The sequence below is a fragment of the Gordonia namibiensis NBRC 108229 genome, from assembly GCF_000298235.1.
In the GTDB taxonomy this organism is placed as follows: domain Bacteria; phylum Actinomycetota; class Actinomycetes; order Mycobacteriales; family Mycobacteriaceae; genus Gordonia; species Gordonia namibiensis.
In genome coordinates, this window is the sequence record NZ_BAHE01000060.1 from 1 (window position 1) to 15021 (window position 15021).

Genomic DNA, 15021 nt, shown 5'->3' on the forward strand with positions numbered 1-15021 from the left:
AGCGACGACCGAGCGCAGCGAGGACGCCGCGTATCGAGGTCAGAACAGCGTGTTCGGCCGGACGTAGTTCGCGAGATCGACCAGCATGAACCGGTGTTCGCGGTTGTTTCGGGTCTGACGGGCGAGCTGGCGCAGGGATCTCTCGGTGCCGGTGCGGATCCCGTACTCGGTGAAAGGGAAGCCCAGGAGGGTCGAGGGTTCCTTGTCCGAATCCTCTTCCTCGGGGTTGTCGTGAATCCAGCCGAGCGCGGTACCGAGCACGATCAGCAGCATGCGCGACTTACGGGGTTCGGTGTCGGGGATCTGCTCGAGTCGTCGTGCGGCCTCGACGATCTGGTTGCGGGTGACCTGCGAGGTGGGCCGGCCGTGCACCAGCGCGATGATCGCCGTCGCCCGGGCGGTGTTGAAATGCCTACTGGTGGCGGGCACTTCGTCGAGCGGGCGGATCGCGCCGTCGTAGTCGCCGGCGGCCACGGCGAGACGGGCCAGCCCGAAGGCGGCGGTCACGATGCTGTGATCGGTGAGCCACAGGTCGTGATAGTGGTGTTGTGCGACGTCGTAGAGCCGGGAGATCTTCTCGGCCGACTTCCCCGACCCGTTCTCGTCGGCGAGCCACCGCCCGATCAGTTCGGCGGTACCGGCGACCGCGAGTTTGGGAGCGACCTCGCCCGGCATCGCACCCAGCACCTCGTCGAAGCGTTCGTAAGCCAGCTCGGGTTCGTCGTTCATCAGAGCGCAGATGCCCATGTACCACTCCACCCGCCACGAATCACCGTGGTGCTCACGGACATCGCGGAGCAATGCGAGAGCGGTGTCGACGTCGTCGAGCTGCAGGTGGGCGCGCGCCTCGGCCAGGTCGATCTCCAGCGACGGGTGGGCGTTCTTCACCGGTCGGCCGCCGAACAGCGATGCGAACCCTTCGGCGCGTGCGGTGTTGATCGAGTCGAGGGTCTGCCGCGGGTCGGACAGGGCGGCCGACGTCAGCAGGCTCGCGGCCGGGTCCAACGGATTCACCAGGGGCAGTGGGAGTGCGGTGGCGATGTCGACCGGATCGTAGAAGGCGGCCTGGTCGGGGTCGAAGAAACCGTCGACCGGGGCGAGCATCAGATCGGTGCCGAACGTCGAGCGCTGCGGAGTGAAGACCGTGGACAGCGAAGGTCGGGGGACACCGGTGTGCACGGCGACCGTCTCGCGCAGCACGTTGAGCACCTGGGTGCTCATCTCCTCCGCCGAGGCGAACCGGTCGGCCGGATCGGGGGCCGTGGCACGTTGCAACAGAAGGTAGAACGACGGGTTGTCGCGGAAGACGGCGGTCTCATCGGGGGCCGGGAGACCGTCGACGTAGCGCCCGTTCCGCATCTCCATCGGCACGGTCAACACCGCGAGGGTGCGTCCGACGCTGTAGATGTCGGTGGCGACCTGCGGGCCGGTCTTGACGATCTCCGGGGCTTGGAAACCCGGTGTGCCGTAGAGGTGTCCGTAGCCGTTGATCGGAGAGACCGCCCCGAGGTCGATCAGCTTGACCTCGTCGCTGCCGACCATGATGTTCTCGGGTTTGACGTCGTTGTAGACCAGGCCCACCGAGTGGAGATAGCCGACTGCCAGCAACACCTCGAGGATGTAGGCGAGACCCTGTTCGACCGACAGCAGCGACTTCTCCGGGTCGCCCGAGGTGATCTGCTTGAGCGTCTGACCGCCGATGTACTCCATGACGATGTAGCCGAAACGCTCGCCGTCATCGCTGATGTGCTCGACGAAGTTGTAGATCTTGACGATGCCGGGATGGTTCACCGACGCCAGGAACTGCCGCTCGGCCACTGCGACGCGCTGGGCCTCCGAATCGGAGGAGTTCAGAAGACCTTTCAGAACGACGGGCCGGTCACTCACGTTGCGGTCGATGGCCAGGTAGATCCACCCGAGTCCGCCGTGGGCGATGGCGCCGGCGATCTCGTACTGGTCGGCGACCAGCGTCCCCTGGGCGAGGCCCGGCACGAACGAGTACCGCGCACCGCAGTTGGCGCAGTCGCCGGTGGGCGGGCCCTCGCCCTCACCCTCGAGTCGTCCGACGGGTTTGCCGCAGCGCCAGCAGAATCGCTTGCTCTCGGCGATCACCGGGTCGTCGATGACCGCGTCCTCCGGCTCGATGTCGGTGATCTTCGGCATCTCGACGAGGCCGCTGCCGAGGCGGCGCTCGTGGACCGGCGGGCGTCGTCGTGGGACGAGTCGCCGTCCGAGCGGGCCCGAATCCGGTTCCGGCGTGGCGCGGGTGCGGACGACCCGGTCGGTCCGGCCGTCGAAGCGGTCCGGCGGCGCGATGCCGACGGTGAACGCCGGTGCGGCCGCCTGCGTTCCGACATCGGAGTCGGCCACCGCGCGCGGCCTGGTGGTGTCGTCGTCGGCGGTGTCGTCGGCTCCGGCCATCAGGGCGTCGAGATCCGCCTTCTGCGTGCCGACCTCGACGACCTGGTCGGTGGTGCCCTCGTCGGAGGAACGGACATCGGTCGTGTGATCGTCGGTCGCGTTCTCGGCCGGGTTCTGCGAGCTCTGGGCCTCGGCGTCGGTGGTGTGGTCGTCGGCGGCATGCGCGTCGGTGGCGTGACGATCGGTGTCGGCCTCGTCGTCGCCCATCAGGTCGGCGAGAGAGACGCGCTGGGTACCGACCTCCTCCGGGGTGTCGGGGGTGGGTACGTCATGACCCTCGGGGCCGTGAGGGTCTGCGTGGGATGGTTCGCCGGCGTAATCCATGGGCATCAGTCCCGGTAGTACGGCTGCGGTGCGCCGAATCCACTGTCGAGGATGGTGAGCCAGCGATCGCGGATCTGTTGCCAGCGGCCGGTCGCGCGGATGCGTTCGAGGACCCCGTTGACGAAGCGGATCATGTCGTCCTCGCCCTTCGGGATGCCCACGCCATAGAACTCCTCACCGAGACTCGGGCCGACGACCCGGACCCACGGGTCCTGTGCGGCGAGTCCGGCGAGGATGGCGTCGTCGCTGGTGACCGCGTCGACCTGGCCCTGTTGCATGAGCACGAGGCAATCGGCCCAGGTGGTGGTGCTGACGATCCGCACCCGCGGCTGGATGGACTGCATCCGGCCGATCGAGGTGGTGCCGCGGGCGGCGCAGACCCGCTTGTCGGCGAGCTGGGAAGGCCCGACGATGTTCGAGTTGCGGAACGACAGGATACGTTGCGACGCCACGTAATACGGGGCCGAGAACGAGATGTCGCGGAGTCGGTCGCAGGTGATGCTCATCGTCTTGATGACGACGTCGACGGTCTTGTCGCGCAACGCGTCGATACGTTGCGCGGAGCTGAGCACCTGGAACTCGACGCGGTTCGGGTCGCCGAAGATCGCCGCCGCGATCTCGCGGGCGATGTCGACGTCGAAGCCCTGGATGTCGCCGGAGATGGGGTCCCGGAAGCTGAACAGGTTGGACCCGATGTCGAGTCCGACGATGAGCCGGCCGCGTTCGAAGATGCCGGCCATCGTCGAGTTCGGCGGCATGCGTCCTGGTACGGGCATCTCGGCGGGTGGGCGCAGGGTGAGGGTCGCGTTGCACGCCTCCGAACTCGGCGGCGGCTCGATCGGCACGTCGGTCTGGACGCCGGGCAACACCAGCGGTCCGGCCGTTGCGGTCGGCGGCGGTGCCTCCGGAGCGGGGAACCGGACACAGCCCGTGGCGACCAGGGCCACGAGCAGCAGGACCGCGACGATCAGCGGCCGCCGCGAGCGGGCGGGGCCGGGAAGGCGGAGCCGGGAGAAGGTCATCGGTACTCCCGTATTCGGGGGGTGAGCCCGCCGACGATCGCGACGGCGGCGACGACCGACAGCAGGAGGATGCCGGTCCCGGTGAAGCCGAGCACGCGCTGGGCGGTGTTGATGTCGTCGCGGAACGACGTCCGCGCGGTGGTGATCGCGTCGACCAGCGCGGTGTCGACGGCCGTGTACGCGCGGGCCGAGCTGTTGAGGCCGTCGCCGACCGTCAACTGGCGGGCACGGTCGAAGTCGCCGGTCTGGATGTACCGGCGGACGGCGTCGTCGGTGCGTTTCCATTCGGCCAGCGCCGTACTCACCGCATCGAGCTGCTGATCCGACACCGAACCCGTCTCGTCGGAGCCGCGGACGTCGTCGACGATGCCGGCGATCTTGGCGGTCGTTGCGGCGAAGGTGCGTTCCAGCCCGCCCTGATCGCCGCGGCGGATGAGTGACAGGGTCTCGGCCGATCTCGCCTGCTGGGTCAGGATGCGTGCGGCGGTCAGCTCGCGCAGCGGGTCGGCGCCGTCAGTGCGGGCGTTGCTGGTCGCCGCGACCGACATCAGTCCCGACGCCAGCAGCCACACCGTCCCCAGGGTCAGCGCGAAGATCGCCGCGACCATCCCGAGGTTGAAACGACGCCGGGTCTTGCGCGCGAGATACCGGGAGGTCAGCACCATGGCGGTGAGCAGCAGTAACAGCGGGATGTAGACCGTCCACGGCGGCCGGGTCAGCGAATGCTGCGGGTCGGCGATCGCCATCGACCGTCTCTCGTAGAGACGTTGGGCGGCCGGCAGGATCTTGTCTTGCATGAGCGACGACGCCTGACCCAGGAAAGCCGAACCGACCGGATTGCCCAGTCGGTTGTTGGTGCGGGCCGTCTCGATGAGGCCGCTGTAGACCGGGATCGACGTCGACAGGGTGTCGAGGTCCGCCGACAGCGCCCGCTCGGTCGCGTCCTCTGTCATCCCCGGCCCGGGTTCGCTCGAGGTCCCGGTCGCGAGGATCAGCGACGACGAGGCGGTCGCGAGGGCGTCGGAGTAGCGTTCCCGCAACTCCGGCGTCTCCAGACCGCCCGAGATGAACGCGGCGTTCGCGGATGCGTCGGCGATCGACAGCGAGCTGTAGAGGACCTGCGCGGCCTCGGCGAGCGGCTCGGTCCGGTCGATCAGACGCTGCAGTGTCTGGGTGCGGTCCTCGAGCACGATCGAGGCGTACCAGCCGGTGGTCAGACAGCCGAGCACGAGGATGACGCAGATGATGATCAGCTTGCCGGGAGTGGTGCCCGAGTAATGACGGAGAGTCTGGAACGGTGACTGCGCGCGCTCGCGTGCGGTGGCGACGAGCTCTCGACGATCGGCGAGGACCTGGCGGATCGGCGGCGACGACTGGGCGGGGCGGATCGTGCGACCGCCACGGGTGAGTGCCGTCCGCACGGAGGACGCATCGCCGGTCACCTAGCTGATCCCCTTCTCGAACGCTGGATCGTCTCCGGTGCGGCCGCTCGGTCCCCGGTCCCCGTGCCGGCTCCCGCGACCTGAAAGAAGAATGACTCATCTGGGTCATCGCTCACCGGGTCGTGCGTGTTTCAGCCTATGCCATCGAGGAGGGTTCCTCCGGGCATCGCGGTCGCCACGCCGACGGGTTCCTGATCGCCCTGGCAGGTCGCGCGAGTCTCACTTACGGTGGAGGAATCCGGCGTACGGCTCGCCGGGCTGCAAGGAGGCGTGGTGCGCGGAGACGGCGACGGCTGGGTGATCGATCCCGACGGTTCACGGTACTGGGGTGTCCACGGCGCGGCGGGTCTGCTGCTCCGGGCGCCGCTGGCCGACGGCGCGACAGGTGTTCTGCTCCAGCATCGCGCCGCGTGGTCCCACCAGGGCGGGACCTGGGCCCTGCCCGGCGGTGCGCGGGACTCCCACGAGGGCGCGATCGACACCGCGATGCGCGAAGCCGAGGAAGAAGCCGGCATCGACAGCGCGGACCTGCGGGTCGTCGCCGCCGTCGTCACCCACGAGTCACCCGGCGGCTGGACCTACACGACGGTCATCGCCGAGACCGATGAGCCGGTGCGCACGGTCGCCAACTTCGAGTCGACGGAACTGCGCTGGGTCGAAGAACAGCACGTCGATCAGCTGCCGCTGCATCCGGCGTTCGGCCGGGCCTGGCCCACGCTGCGCGAGCGCATCGCCGCACTCGACCCGCAGGGTTAGGAGCCGAGCAGCCGGTTGGCGCCGGAGATCAGTGCGGCGATGTTCGCCTCGTCCCCGGTTCGGCCCTCGCCGAAAGCCCACGCCTGCCGGCCGTTGTTCTCACACAGCAGGAACGTGGCGATCGCGTCGTCGACCTCGCGCTGGTGCAGCCGCAGGATCTGAACGGGTGCGCCGAGGTCGTACAGGATGGACGTCATCGCACCGAGCGGTCCGGCGGCGACGGCGCTGCACGACATGATGCGGTCGGCGATCGCGATGGTCGCACGGCATTCGACGAGGTCCTGCCGCGCCGGTGCGACCGACCATGAGCCGAGGCGGATGGCACCGCCGCATGCGTACTCGTCGGTGAAGTGTTGCCAGCTCATCCCGATGGCCTCCTCGCGCATACCTGCAGGCAGCGGGCGGCCGAAGTGCTCGGTGACGGGGTCCCCCGACGGTGCGGTCGCATGCCTGTGTCGTGAGAAGGATGGGTGGGGCAGATGAAGAAGATGCATCTCGAAAACCGATTTCGGTCGAAGAACGGATGACCGACTGGAGCGCGCAACCGACCCGCAGCGGGGGGTCGGTCAGAATCAGACCCCGCTGCGGCGGGTTACGAGCACGCGCTTGAGCATCATGATCCGTCCAGGCTAGACCGCGGTGTCGGGATCAGGCAAACGGATTCCGTCCCGGGCCCGATCCGAAAACCACCCCTGAAAACCACCCCTGAAAACCACCCCTGAAAACCACCCCTGAAAACCGCCCCCGTGATCCGCCCTCCAGAGGGCCGTCGACGAAGATATGTCCGAGGTCCGGCTGCAGAGGGCGGATTTCGGGGGTGCTTTTAAGCAGGTCGGCGCTACAACCGGTCGAGGAGGTCCGCAGCCGCGGCGGTGGGATCGGCGGCGGCGGTGATCGCCCGCACGACGACGATCCGGCGGGCACCCGCGGCGGTCACCTCCGGCACCCGCGGCGCGTCGATCCCGCCGATGGCGAACCACGGCTTGTCGGGGGAGGCCTCGGTTGTCGTGGTCACCAGGTCGAGGCCGGCGGCGCTGCGACCCGGCTTGGTGGGGGTGGTCCAGCACGGGCCGACGCAGAAGTAGTCGACGTCGGGGTCGGCAGCGGCAGCGGCGGCCTGCGCTGGATCGTGAGTCGACGCCCCGATGATCGTGTCGGGTCCGACTATCCGGCGTGCCACCTGCGGCGGGAGGTCGCCCTGTCCGACGTGGAGGACGTCGGCACCCGAGAGCGCGGCGATGTCCGCACGGTCGTTGACCGCGAGCAGCGCACCGTGGGCGTCGACGACGCCCCGCAGCGCGGCGAGGATCTCGAGTTCCTCCCGGGCCTCGAGCGTGCCGAACTTCTTCTCGCCCGCCGACCCCTTGTCGCGCAGCTGCACGATGCCGACGCCACCGGCGAGGGCGGCGCCGACGAACTCGAGCAGGTCGCCGCGCTCGCGCCGGGCGTCGGTGCACAGGTAGAGCCGGGCGGAGTCCAGTAGGCGGCGCGATTCGGTGGCACGTGAGCCGGGGGTGATCGTCACGGCGACCAGGCTAGCCCCGCGTGGTCCGGCCGGGCGTAGGGTGGACCGCGAGAACACACGGGAGCCCGGGCAGGCGGGCTGAGAGTGCGGACCCCTTCCGCAGACCGTCGAACCTGATCCGGGTCATTCCGGCGAAGGAAGGTGATCTGACTTGAGCGACACCCCAGCACAATTCGACCGTGCGCTCACCGTCGTCGGCGGTGGCGTCGTCGGTCTGACCTGTGCGCTCGCCGCCGCCGATGCGGGCTGGCGAGTCCAGGTCATCGACGCCGGTCACGACGAGCGGGCCTCGTGGGTGGCAGGCGGCATGCTCGGTTCGCTCGGGGAGGGTCATCCGGGTGAGGAGGCCGCGCTCGCGCTGTCGGTCGAATCGGTGCGGCGCTGGCCGACGCTGGTGAAGCGGCTCGACGACCCCGCGATCGTGACGGCCACCGACTCCCTGTTCGTCGCCGGTTCGGCGGCCGACGCCGCGTACCTGCGTCACCTCGCCGATTTCGTCTGGGCCAACCAGCCGCGGACCGACGCCACGCTCAGCACGGTGACGGGTCGTGAGATCCGTTCTCTGGAGCCGTCGTTGAGTTCGCGACTCATCGGCGGGTACCGGGCGGTCGGGGAGTGGTCCATCGACAACCGGCGGCTGCTGGCGACCCTGCGCAGCGGCGGGGCCGCGGCCGGGGTGCGGTTCACGGATGCGCGGGTGGAAAGCCTCACCGACGCGCGCGAACTCGCCGGTCCACGAGATCAGGTACTCCTCGCCGCTGGACTCGGCACCGCGACGTTGCTTCCCGACGTACCCCTCCACGCGGCGAAGGGAGAGATCCTCCGATTGCGCCGAACACGGTGGTCGGTCCCGCCGCCCGGACACGTGGTCCGTGCCCGAATCCACGGCCGGGCGGTGTACCTGGTCCCCCGCGCGGACGGGATCGTGGTGGGCGCAACACAGTACGAGGCCGGGGATGTTCATGACCGCGTCCCACAGGCGGGCGGCGTGGCCGATCTGCTCGCCGACGCGATCGAGGTCATGCCGGGGCTGCGTACCTACGAACTGACCGAGGCGGGCGCCGGACTGCGTCCGTGCACCGCCGACGGCCTGCCGATCGTGGAGCGGATCGACGACCACACGGTGGTCGCGACCGGCCACGGCCGCAACGGAATCGTCCTCGCACCGGGCACGGCGGACAAGGTGCTCGGGATTCTGGAAGGAGCATCAGCGTGACCATCACCGTGAACGGAGAGGACCTCGACGTCGGCGACGACGCGTCGGTGACGGATGTCGTGACCCGACTCGGGCTGCCGGACCGCGGCATCGCGGTGGCCGTCGACGGTGCGGTCGTACCGCGCGGACGCTGGTCGGCCCACACCATGACCTCGGGAGCGGTCGTGGAGATCGTGACGGCGGTGCAGGGTGGCTGAATCCGACATCATCGACGGCGCAGACGTTTCCGAGGCCGATCCGCTCCGGATCGCCGGCCGCGAGTTCTCCTCCAGACTCATCACCGGAACCGGCGGCGCAACGAATCTCGCGTCCCTCGAGCGTGCGCTCGTCGCGTCGGGCACGGAACTCACGACCGTCGCCGTGCGTCGCGTCGACGCCGCGTCGGGAACGGGTGTCTTCGACCTGTTGCGCAGGCTCGACATCGCGGTACTGCCCAACACTGCCGGGTGTCACACCACTGCCGAGGCGGTGCTCACCGCGCAGCTGGCTCGCGAGGCGTTCGAGACGAACTGGGTCAAACTCGAGGTGGTGGCCGACGAGCGCACCCTGATGCCGGACGCCGTCGAACTCGTCGACGCCGCAGCCGCATTGGTGGCCGACGGATTCGTGGTGCTCGCGTACACCAACGACGACCCGGTCCTCGCCGCGCGACTCGCCGACCTCGGGGTCGCCGCAGTGATGCCGCTCGGTTCACCGATCGGGACCGGACTCGGAATCCTCAACCCGCACAACATCGAGATGATCGTCGACCACTGTTCCACGGCCTTCGATGATCCGCTCCCGGTGATCCTCGATGCCGGCATCGGCACGGCCAGCGACGCCGCCCGAGCGATGGAACTCGGTTGCGACGGAGTGCTTCTCGCGACCGCCGTCACGCGTGCGGAGAATCCGGAGCGGATGGCGTCGGCGATGCGGCATGCGGTGATCGCCGGAAGGCTCGCCGCACAGGCGGGTCGTATCCCGAAACGGTTCTGGGCGCAGGCGTCGTCACCGACCCCGGATCGCGCCTGAGCCGCCCCTGTTGCCTGAGGTGCGAGGAGCGCAAGCCGCCGGGCCGAGTAGCGACGAAGGAGCGTATCGAAGTCGACGACCCTCGAAGGCCTGGTGTGTCGCAACCACCCGGCGGAGCACCGCCCGGCCGCTATGGTCGAGGCGTGTTGCGGGTAACGAATCTGACGAAGGATTTCGGGAGTCAGCGCGCGGTCGACGACCTCACCTTCGAGGTGGGGCCGGGGCGGGTCACCGGCTTCCTGGGACCCAACGGCGCCGGCAAGTCGACGACGATGCGCATGATGCTCGGACTCGACCGCCCGACGTCGGGGACCGCGACGATCAACGGCGTGCCGTACCGCGAACTCGACCACCCGCTCCGTCAGGTCGGTGCACTGCTCGATGCACACTGGGTCCACCCCAATCGCAGCGCGCGTTCGCATCTGCGTTGGCTGGCGGCGAGCAACCGGATTCCCAGGTCCCGGGTGGACGAGGTGCTCGAGATCGTCGGGCTGGCGTCGGTGGCCCGGAAGCGGGCCGGTGGGTTCTCGCTCGGTATGTCGCAGCGGCTGGGGCTCGCGGGTGCGCTGCTCGGTGATCCGCACACCCTGTTGTTCGACGAACCGGTCAACGGCCTCGATCCGGAGGGGATCGTGTGGATTCGGGGCTTCATGCGGCAGTTGGCCGCCGAAGGACGCACCGTACTCGTCTCCAGTCACCTGTTGACCGAGATGTCGCTCACCGCAGACCATCTCGTCGTCATCGGCCGCGGACGTCTGATCGCGGACTGCTCGGTCGAGGAGTTCACCGGTCGGGCGCGGCAGTCGGTGCGGGTGCGCGGGCCCGAACTCGAGAAGCTGCACACCGCATTGGAACAGGCCGGTCTCACGCCGGCGCCCGGTGCACCCGATGCCGCGGGACGGCCGGTGATGAGGGTGCCCGACACGACGACAGACCGCGTCGGGGACATCGCCGCCGCGGCAGGCGTGACGCTGCACGAGCTCGCCGCCGAATCGGCCTCGCTGGAGGAGGTGTTCATGTCGATGACCGCCCACGCCGTCGACTATCACGGGGGTGACGGCTTCCGGCCCGTCGAATCCGGACCCGGCGGTCAGGGCGGTCAGGGCGCCGCGGAAGGGAGTCGGCGATGATCGGCCAGGCACTCGCGGCGGTCGACGCCGAGCGGATCAAGTTGTCCAGCACCCGGGCCCCGTACTGGTGTCTCGCGATGGTGGTCGTGTTCGGGATCGGTGTTGCGGTACTTCTCGGTTGGCTGTTGTCCGGCGGTTACGCCGACTCGGCGTCGGTCGACACCCGAACCATCGACTACCTGGTCGGCGTCAACCAGTTCGGGGTCGCGGTCTTCGCGATCATGGCCGTTCTCGGCGTCACCACCGAGTACCGGTTCGGCACCATCCGACCCACTTTCGCCGCAGTACCCCGACGGCCGCTCGTGCTCCTGGCGAAGACCGTCGTGTTCGGCGGGCTCACCCTTGTGGTGGCCGCGGTCGTGGGCCTGCTCGGGGTTGTTCTGGGACAGGCGCTCACGGGCAACGGTATCGCGCTCGGTGGCCCGGACACGGTTCGGCAACTCTGGGGCACTCCGGTTTTCGCGACGCTGTGTGCGTTGATCGGGTTGTCGGTGGGTGCTCTGGTACGGCATTCCGCGGGAGCGGTGGCGATCGTGCTGGGGTGGATGTTCGCGTTCGAGCGCATCTTGTCCGTGCTCCCGCGTATCGGGGAGAACATCACGCCGTTCCTGCCGTTCCTCAACGGGTGGAACTTCTTGTCCGGCGGCGACGCCGCCTTTTACTGGAACGCGTACGGCTCGTTGGCGTACTTCGCGGCGGTCACCGTGATCCTCCTGACGACCGCGATATTCGTGACCAGTGCTCGGGACGCGTGACACGCGAATCCCCAGTGGCGCTCTGGTGCACCACCTTCAACGTCCGCGATCGCGCTCCAAACACTCGATCACCTCGTCGTCGTCGACCTGGCTGAAGTCGTCGTAAGAGAGTCCGACCGCCTCGAACGGCTCCGGCATGGTCAGTACGACGACCTCGTCGACGCCCCGATCGATGAGCCGGCCCACCGAATCCGAGGCAGCCGTGGGCACGGCCACGATCAACCGTGCCGCACCGGCCGCATCCATCGCGTCGACGGCCACGGCCATCGTCGAACCGGTGGCGAGACCGTCGTCGACCAGCACCACCACGCGGTCCTCGACCTCGACCGGGGGGCGTCCGCCGCGGTAGAGCTCCTCACGATCGTTCAGGATGTGACGTTCCCGGTCGGCGACCGCGTCGAACTCGGCACGCGAGACACCCAGTCGGCGGGGCACGTCGTCGTTGACCACGAGATGCCCGGCGGTCAGGGCGCCCATCGCGAACTCCTCGTGCCCCGGTGCGCCGATCTTGCGCACGACCAGGGCATCGAGGTCGCCGCCTGTCGCGTCGGCGACCTCGCGGGCCACTGGGACCCCGCCGCGCGCCAGGCCGATGACCACCGGCCTGGCGCCGCGGGTGTCCTCCCGGGCCCGCAGGATGTCCGCGACCCGGGAGCCCAGAGCACGTCCGGCCGCGACTCGGTCGGAGAAGACGCGGCCGGACATGACGGTGTCCTCAGATGTGCACGGCGGGACCGACCTCGAGCTTGAAGCTCGGCAGATCGGCGAGTCCGACGGTGGCCTCGTAGGTGCGGTCGTAACCGGTGGAGCTGATGCGCCAACCGTTTTCGGTCCGCCGGTAGGTATCCTCGTAGAAGGCCGCCCCGATCAGCATGAACGAGAATTCGGCGACGATCACGCGGTCCTGCAGATACCAACGGCCACGGGCGGTGTCGCCGGCGACCTCGATCTCGGGGTGGTTCACGCGATGCTCGGTGATGACCGCGGGGCCGACGTTGGCCTCCATGTATCCGACGAGCTCGTCGCGATTGTCGAAAGACAGGCTCGCACCGTAGTTACCGGTCACGTCCTCGGTCAGTGTCGACGCGAACGTCGTCCAGTCCTTGGTGTCGAGGGCCCGCAGGTACCGGTACTTGAGGTTCTCGATCTCGCGGAGGTCTTCGCTGTGGTTGTTCACTTGTTCCTCGTTCCGGGCAGGACGCCGGCATCGAGCACGGCTTTGACGATCGGGCGGGTTCGTTCGAGCAGCTCGGAGTTGCCCGCCCACAACGACTCTCCGGCGGCGTCTGTGGTCGCCTCGATGTCGTCGTAGACCGCGGCGCCCTGCGCCGTGAGTCGGTGGCCGTCGTCGGTTCGTTCGGCCAGGCCCGCCTCCGTCAGCCGGTCGATGCTGTCCTCCCAGTCTTGTTCGGCGTAGCCGCGCGTGAGCAGCACGACGCGCTTGCCCATCACCCGGCGCTTCACCGATGGATCGGGCAGCTGCGCCTCGTGGAAGACCGCGGCATCGAAACCGTTGAGTCCGTGGAGGACGAGGGCGGCGATGTGGTTGTCGCCCCGCCACTCCCGGAGTACGGCGATCGCCTGCCACAACCGCAGACGTGGTGTGTCCGGGGTGGGCGCCGAGGCCCACGCCGCAGCGAGGGGACGACCACTGAGCGGTAGATCTGCGGCGAGACGGGTGTACTCGGAGGCGAGTTCGTCGAGGAGGGCGTCGTCGGCCGAGTCGCCGAGGATCTCTCGCAGCGAATCGTCGAGCATCGCGTGGCGGCGTTCGTGGACGCGGTCGAGGCCGGCGTCGACCGCGGCCCGCCACGACTTGGCGACCAGGTCGGGGTTGAAGTTGTAGAACGCGGCGGAGACGACCGGGGCGGCGCAGGGGCCGAGGGGAGCGCCACGTGCGCCGACGTAGAAGGCGTGGCCGTCGAGACCGGTGTCCTCTTGTGCGGAGCGGAGTCCCGGGTTGAAGTACGCGAGTATGTGGAAGGGCTCGAGGGTCTCGTAGGCGAGGCGGGAAAGCGACTCTGTCGCTGTGGTCGTCATCACCCCACCTTCTCCACCGGCGGAACGGGTGTCAACCACTTCGCGGCGTTGGACGCCGGCGATCAGTTGTGCCGCGAGTCCCGGCTGCCGACGGATCGATCGTCCGACTCGGGGGCGTCGGGACGCGGTCCGCGCTCGTCGGCGCGAGCGCCGGGATCGTCCGGGTCGCTGCGGAACTCCGCTTCGAAGGCCTCCGCTTCGAACGCATCCGGGTCGAACGCATCCGGGTCGAACTCTTCGGGGTCGAATTGCTCGGCGTCGAGTTCCGCGGGGTCGAATTCCTCGGAACCCAGCTCTTCGGACTCGGAGTCCTCCGGTTCCTCGCGCCCGCGACGCCAGCCGCCCTTCATCGGCGGTGCTTCGCCGAGATGATCGGGGTCGACCGAGCCGTACCAGGCCACCAGCACGGCGCCGATGACGGCGCCGACGAAACCGAGGATGGCAAGCCAGCCGAGTCCCGGCTTGGCCGTGTCCTCGAGGAACACGACGCCGACCAGGCTCGGCCCGGCGGTCTCGCCGACCACCAACACGGCGGTCACGCCGTTGACGGCGCCGAGCTGCAGCGCGACGGTCTGGATGTAGAAGCCGACCGCGCCGGCCGCCGCGATGGTCCACGCCGCCGGGTCGGTCAGCAGGGCGACCGGATCGAACGGGTCGACGCCGTCGAGGATCCGGACCGCGATGGCGATGATGCCGAACAGCAGGCCTGCGGCAGCACCGCCGACGAGGGCGCCTGCGGTCGAGCCGAGGTTGTAGACGGCCACGAGCGCGAAGGCGCACAGCGCGACGGTGGCCAGGAACAGACCCCAGTGGAAACCGACCTCTTCACCACCGCCGGTGTGATGCGACGACGAGACACCGAGCAGACACAGCGACATCACGACGAGCCAGATCGCGACCCATTCGCGGGTGTGCAGGGCGATGTTGAGGATGATCGTGCCGAGTAGCGCGGTGACGACGAGGTTCGCGGACACGATCGTCTGCGACAGGAAGAGGGGGAGGAAACGCGCGGCGAGTGCGCCGCCGGCGAAACCGAAGACGACCATCGTGGTGCCGAGGATGAAGGCGGGATCGACGAAGGTCGACATCGTCGAGGAGATGGTGGGTGCACCGGTCTCGGTGGTGATGCCCTTGCCCTCTTCGGCGGCGGTCGCGGCGACACGACGCGCGCCGAGCGCACGGAGTACCGTCGACATCCCGTAGGCGACTGCGGCAAGGCATGCCGCGATGACGCCGACCACGAACAGTTGCATGCCTCCTCCAACTCGGTCCGTCGACCCCGGTTCTCGAGGTCATCCGGGCCGTCGCCCGATCCGACTGCCTGCCACCACAGGCTCGACCGGCACCGAGTGCGGTCGTGCGGAAACTAACAGGACGAA

The 15021-nt window shown here is 68.9% G+C and carries 15 protein-coding genes and 1 riboswitch; of the genes, 6 read left to right on the top strand and 9 right to left on the bottom strand.

All coding sequences use genetic code 11. The features are described from left to right. Window positions 1-39 precede the first annotated feature (39 nt). The 3 genes from GONAM_RS21415 to GONAM_RS21425 are packed head-to-tail and all read right to left on the bottom strand — an operon-like array spanning window position 40 to window position 5209. Window positions 40-2751, bottom strand: coding sequence for a serine/threonine-protein kinase (locus GONAM_RS21415; protein WP_006868846.1), 2712 nt, complete (start codon window positions 2749-2751; stop codon window positions 40-42). Next, on the bottom strand, window positions 2751-3767 hold the full coding sequence (locus GONAM_RS21420; RefSeq protein ID WP_006868847.1) for a glutamate ABC transporter substrate-binding protein: 1017 nt from the start codon (window positions 3765-3767) through the stop codon (window positions 2751-2753). The genes GONAM_RS21415 and GONAM_RS21420 overlap by 1 nt, the downstream gene beginning before the upstream one ends. After that, window positions 3764-5209 carry a GlnX family signal transduction membrane protein gene (locus GONAM_RS21425; RefSeq protein WP_006868848.1) on the bottom strand — a complete coding sequence of 482 codons (1446 nt, stop codon included), beginning with the start codon at window positions 5207-5209 and terminating at the stop codon, window positions 3764-3766. The genes GONAM_RS21420 and GONAM_RS21425 overlap by 4 nt, the downstream gene beginning before the upstream one ends. A 273-nt stretch (window positions 5210-5482) precedes the next feature. Here GONAM_RS21425 and GONAM_RS21430 point away from each other — a divergent pair, with 273 nt between their 5' ends. After that, entirely contained in the window at window positions 5483-5965 is a 483-nt protein-coding gene (locus GONAM_RS21430) for an NUDIX hydrolase (RefSeq protein WP_040537177.1), read from the top strand. On the opposite strand, the gene GONAM_RS21435 is transcribed toward GONAM_RS21430, so the two are convergent. Further along, window positions 5962-6330 carry a hypothetical protein gene (locus GONAM_RS21435; RefSeq protein ID WP_006868850.1) on the bottom strand — a complete coding sequence of 123 codons (369 nt, stop codon included), beginning with the start codon at window positions 6328-6330 and terminating at the stop codon, window positions 5962-5964. The genes GONAM_RS21430 and GONAM_RS21435 overlap by 4 nt on opposite strands. Window positions 6331-6803: 473 nt before the next feature. Beyond that, on the bottom strand, window positions 6804-7490 hold the full coding sequence (gene thiE / locus GONAM_RS21440; protein ID WP_006868851.1) for a thiamine phosphate synthase: 687 nt from the start codon (window positions 7488-7490) through the stop codon (window positions 6804-6806). Between the two features lie 47 nt (window positions 7491-7537). Further along, a riboswitch (TPP riboswitch) is annotated at window positions 7538-7648 on the top strand. Between thiE and thiO the strand changes: the two genes are divergently transcribed. The 5 genes from thiO (at window position 7642) to GONAM_RS21465 (ending at window position 11602) form a co-directional block, all read left to right on the top strand. Beyond that, a complete protein-coding gene (thiO, locus tag GONAM_RS21445) occupies window positions 7642-8706 on the top strand; it encodes a glycine oxidase ThiO (RefSeq protein WP_006868852.1) in 1065 nt (354 codons plus the stop codon). Its footprint overlaps the riboswitch before it by 7 nt. Then, window positions 8703-8903: a sulfur carrier protein ThiS gene (gene thiS / locus GONAM_RS21450; RefSeq protein ID WP_006868853.1), complete on the top strand. Its 201-nt coding sequence runs from the start codon at window positions 8703-8705 to the stop codon at window positions 8901-8903. Before thiO ends, thiS begins: the two co-directional genes overlap by 4 nt. Next, complete coding sequence (locus GONAM_RS21455) at window positions 8896-9717, top strand: thiazole synthase (RefSeq protein WP_006868854.1); 822 nt, start codon at window positions 8896-8898, stop codon at window positions 9715-9717. Before thiS ends, GONAM_RS21455 begins: the two co-directional genes overlap by 8 nt. Window positions 9718-9860: 143 nt before the next feature. Then, entirely contained in the window at window positions 9861-10847 is a 987-nt protein-coding gene (locus tag GONAM_RS21460; protein ID WP_006868855.1) for an ABC transporter ATP-binding protein, read from the top strand. Then, the gene (locus GONAM_RS21465; RefSeq protein ID WP_006868856.1) at window positions 10844-11602 is read left to right on the top strand and encodes an ABC transporter permease; all 759 of its coding nucleotides are present in this window, start codon (window positions 10844-10846) and stop codon (window positions 11600-11602) included. The genes GONAM_RS21460 and GONAM_RS21465 overlap by 4 nt, the downstream gene beginning before the upstream one ends. Window positions 11603-11638: 36 nt before the next feature. On the opposite strand, the gene GONAM_RS21470 is transcribed toward GONAM_RS21465, so the two are convergent. From GONAM_RS21470 to GONAM_RS21485, 4 genes are all read right to left on the bottom strand, one after another. Then, the gene (locus tag GONAM_RS21470; protein ID WP_006868857.1) at window positions 11639-12307 is read right to left on the bottom strand and encodes a phosphoribosyltransferase; all 669 of its coding nucleotides are present in this window, start codon (window positions 12305-12307) and stop codon (window positions 11639-11641) included. Window positions 12308-12317: 10 nt separating this feature from the next. Next, a complete protein-coding gene (locus GONAM_RS21475) occupies window positions 12318-12779 on the bottom strand; it encodes a nuclear transport factor 2 family protein (protein ID WP_006868858.1) in 462 nt (153 codons plus the stop codon). Beyond that, window positions 12776-13642: an SCO6745 family protein gene (locus GONAM_RS21480; protein ID WP_006868859.1), complete on the bottom strand. Its 867-nt coding sequence runs from the start codon at window positions 13640-13642 to the stop codon at window positions 12776-12778. The genes GONAM_RS21475 and GONAM_RS21480 overlap by 4 nt, the downstream gene beginning before the upstream one ends. 62 nt (window positions 13643-13704) lie before the next feature. Then, window positions 13705-14895, bottom strand: coding sequence for a DMT family transporter (locus tag GONAM_RS21485; protein ID WP_006868860.1), 1191 nt, complete (start codon window positions 14893-14895; stop codon window positions 13705-13707). Window positions 14896-15021: the final 126 nt, after the last annotated feature.

Bases quoted from the DNA above. Each gene is read 5' to 3' on its own strand.
- GONAM_RS21420 (WP_006868847.1), bottom strand. From the start codon at position 3,767: ATGACCTTCTCCCGGCTCCGCCTTCCCGGCCCCGCCCGCTCGCGGCGG.
- GONAM_RS21480 (WP_006868859.1), bottom strand. From the start codon at position 13,642: ATGACGACCACAGCGACAGAGTCGCTTTCCCGCCTCGCCTACGAGACC.
- GONAM_RS21435 (WP_006868850.1), bottom strand. From the start codon at position 6,330: ATGAGCTGGCAACACTTCACCGACGAGTACGCATGCGGCGGTGCCATC.
- GONAM_RS21415 (WP_006868846.1), bottom strand. From the start codon at position 2,751: ATGCCCATGGATTACGCCGGCGAACCATCCCACGCAGACCCTCACGGC.
- GONAM_RS21465 (WP_006868856.1), top strand. From the start codon at position 10,844: ATGATCGGCCAGGCACTCGCGGCGGTCGACGCCGAGCGGATCAAGTTG.
- GONAM_RS21470 (WP_006868857.1), bottom strand. From the start codon at position 12,307: ATGTCCGGCCGCGTCTTCTCCGACCGAGTCGCGGCCGGACGTGCTCTG.
- GONAM_RS21485 (WP_006868860.1), bottom strand. From the start codon at position 14,895: ATGCAACTGTTCGTGGTCGGCGTCATCGCGGCATGCCTTGCCGCAGTC.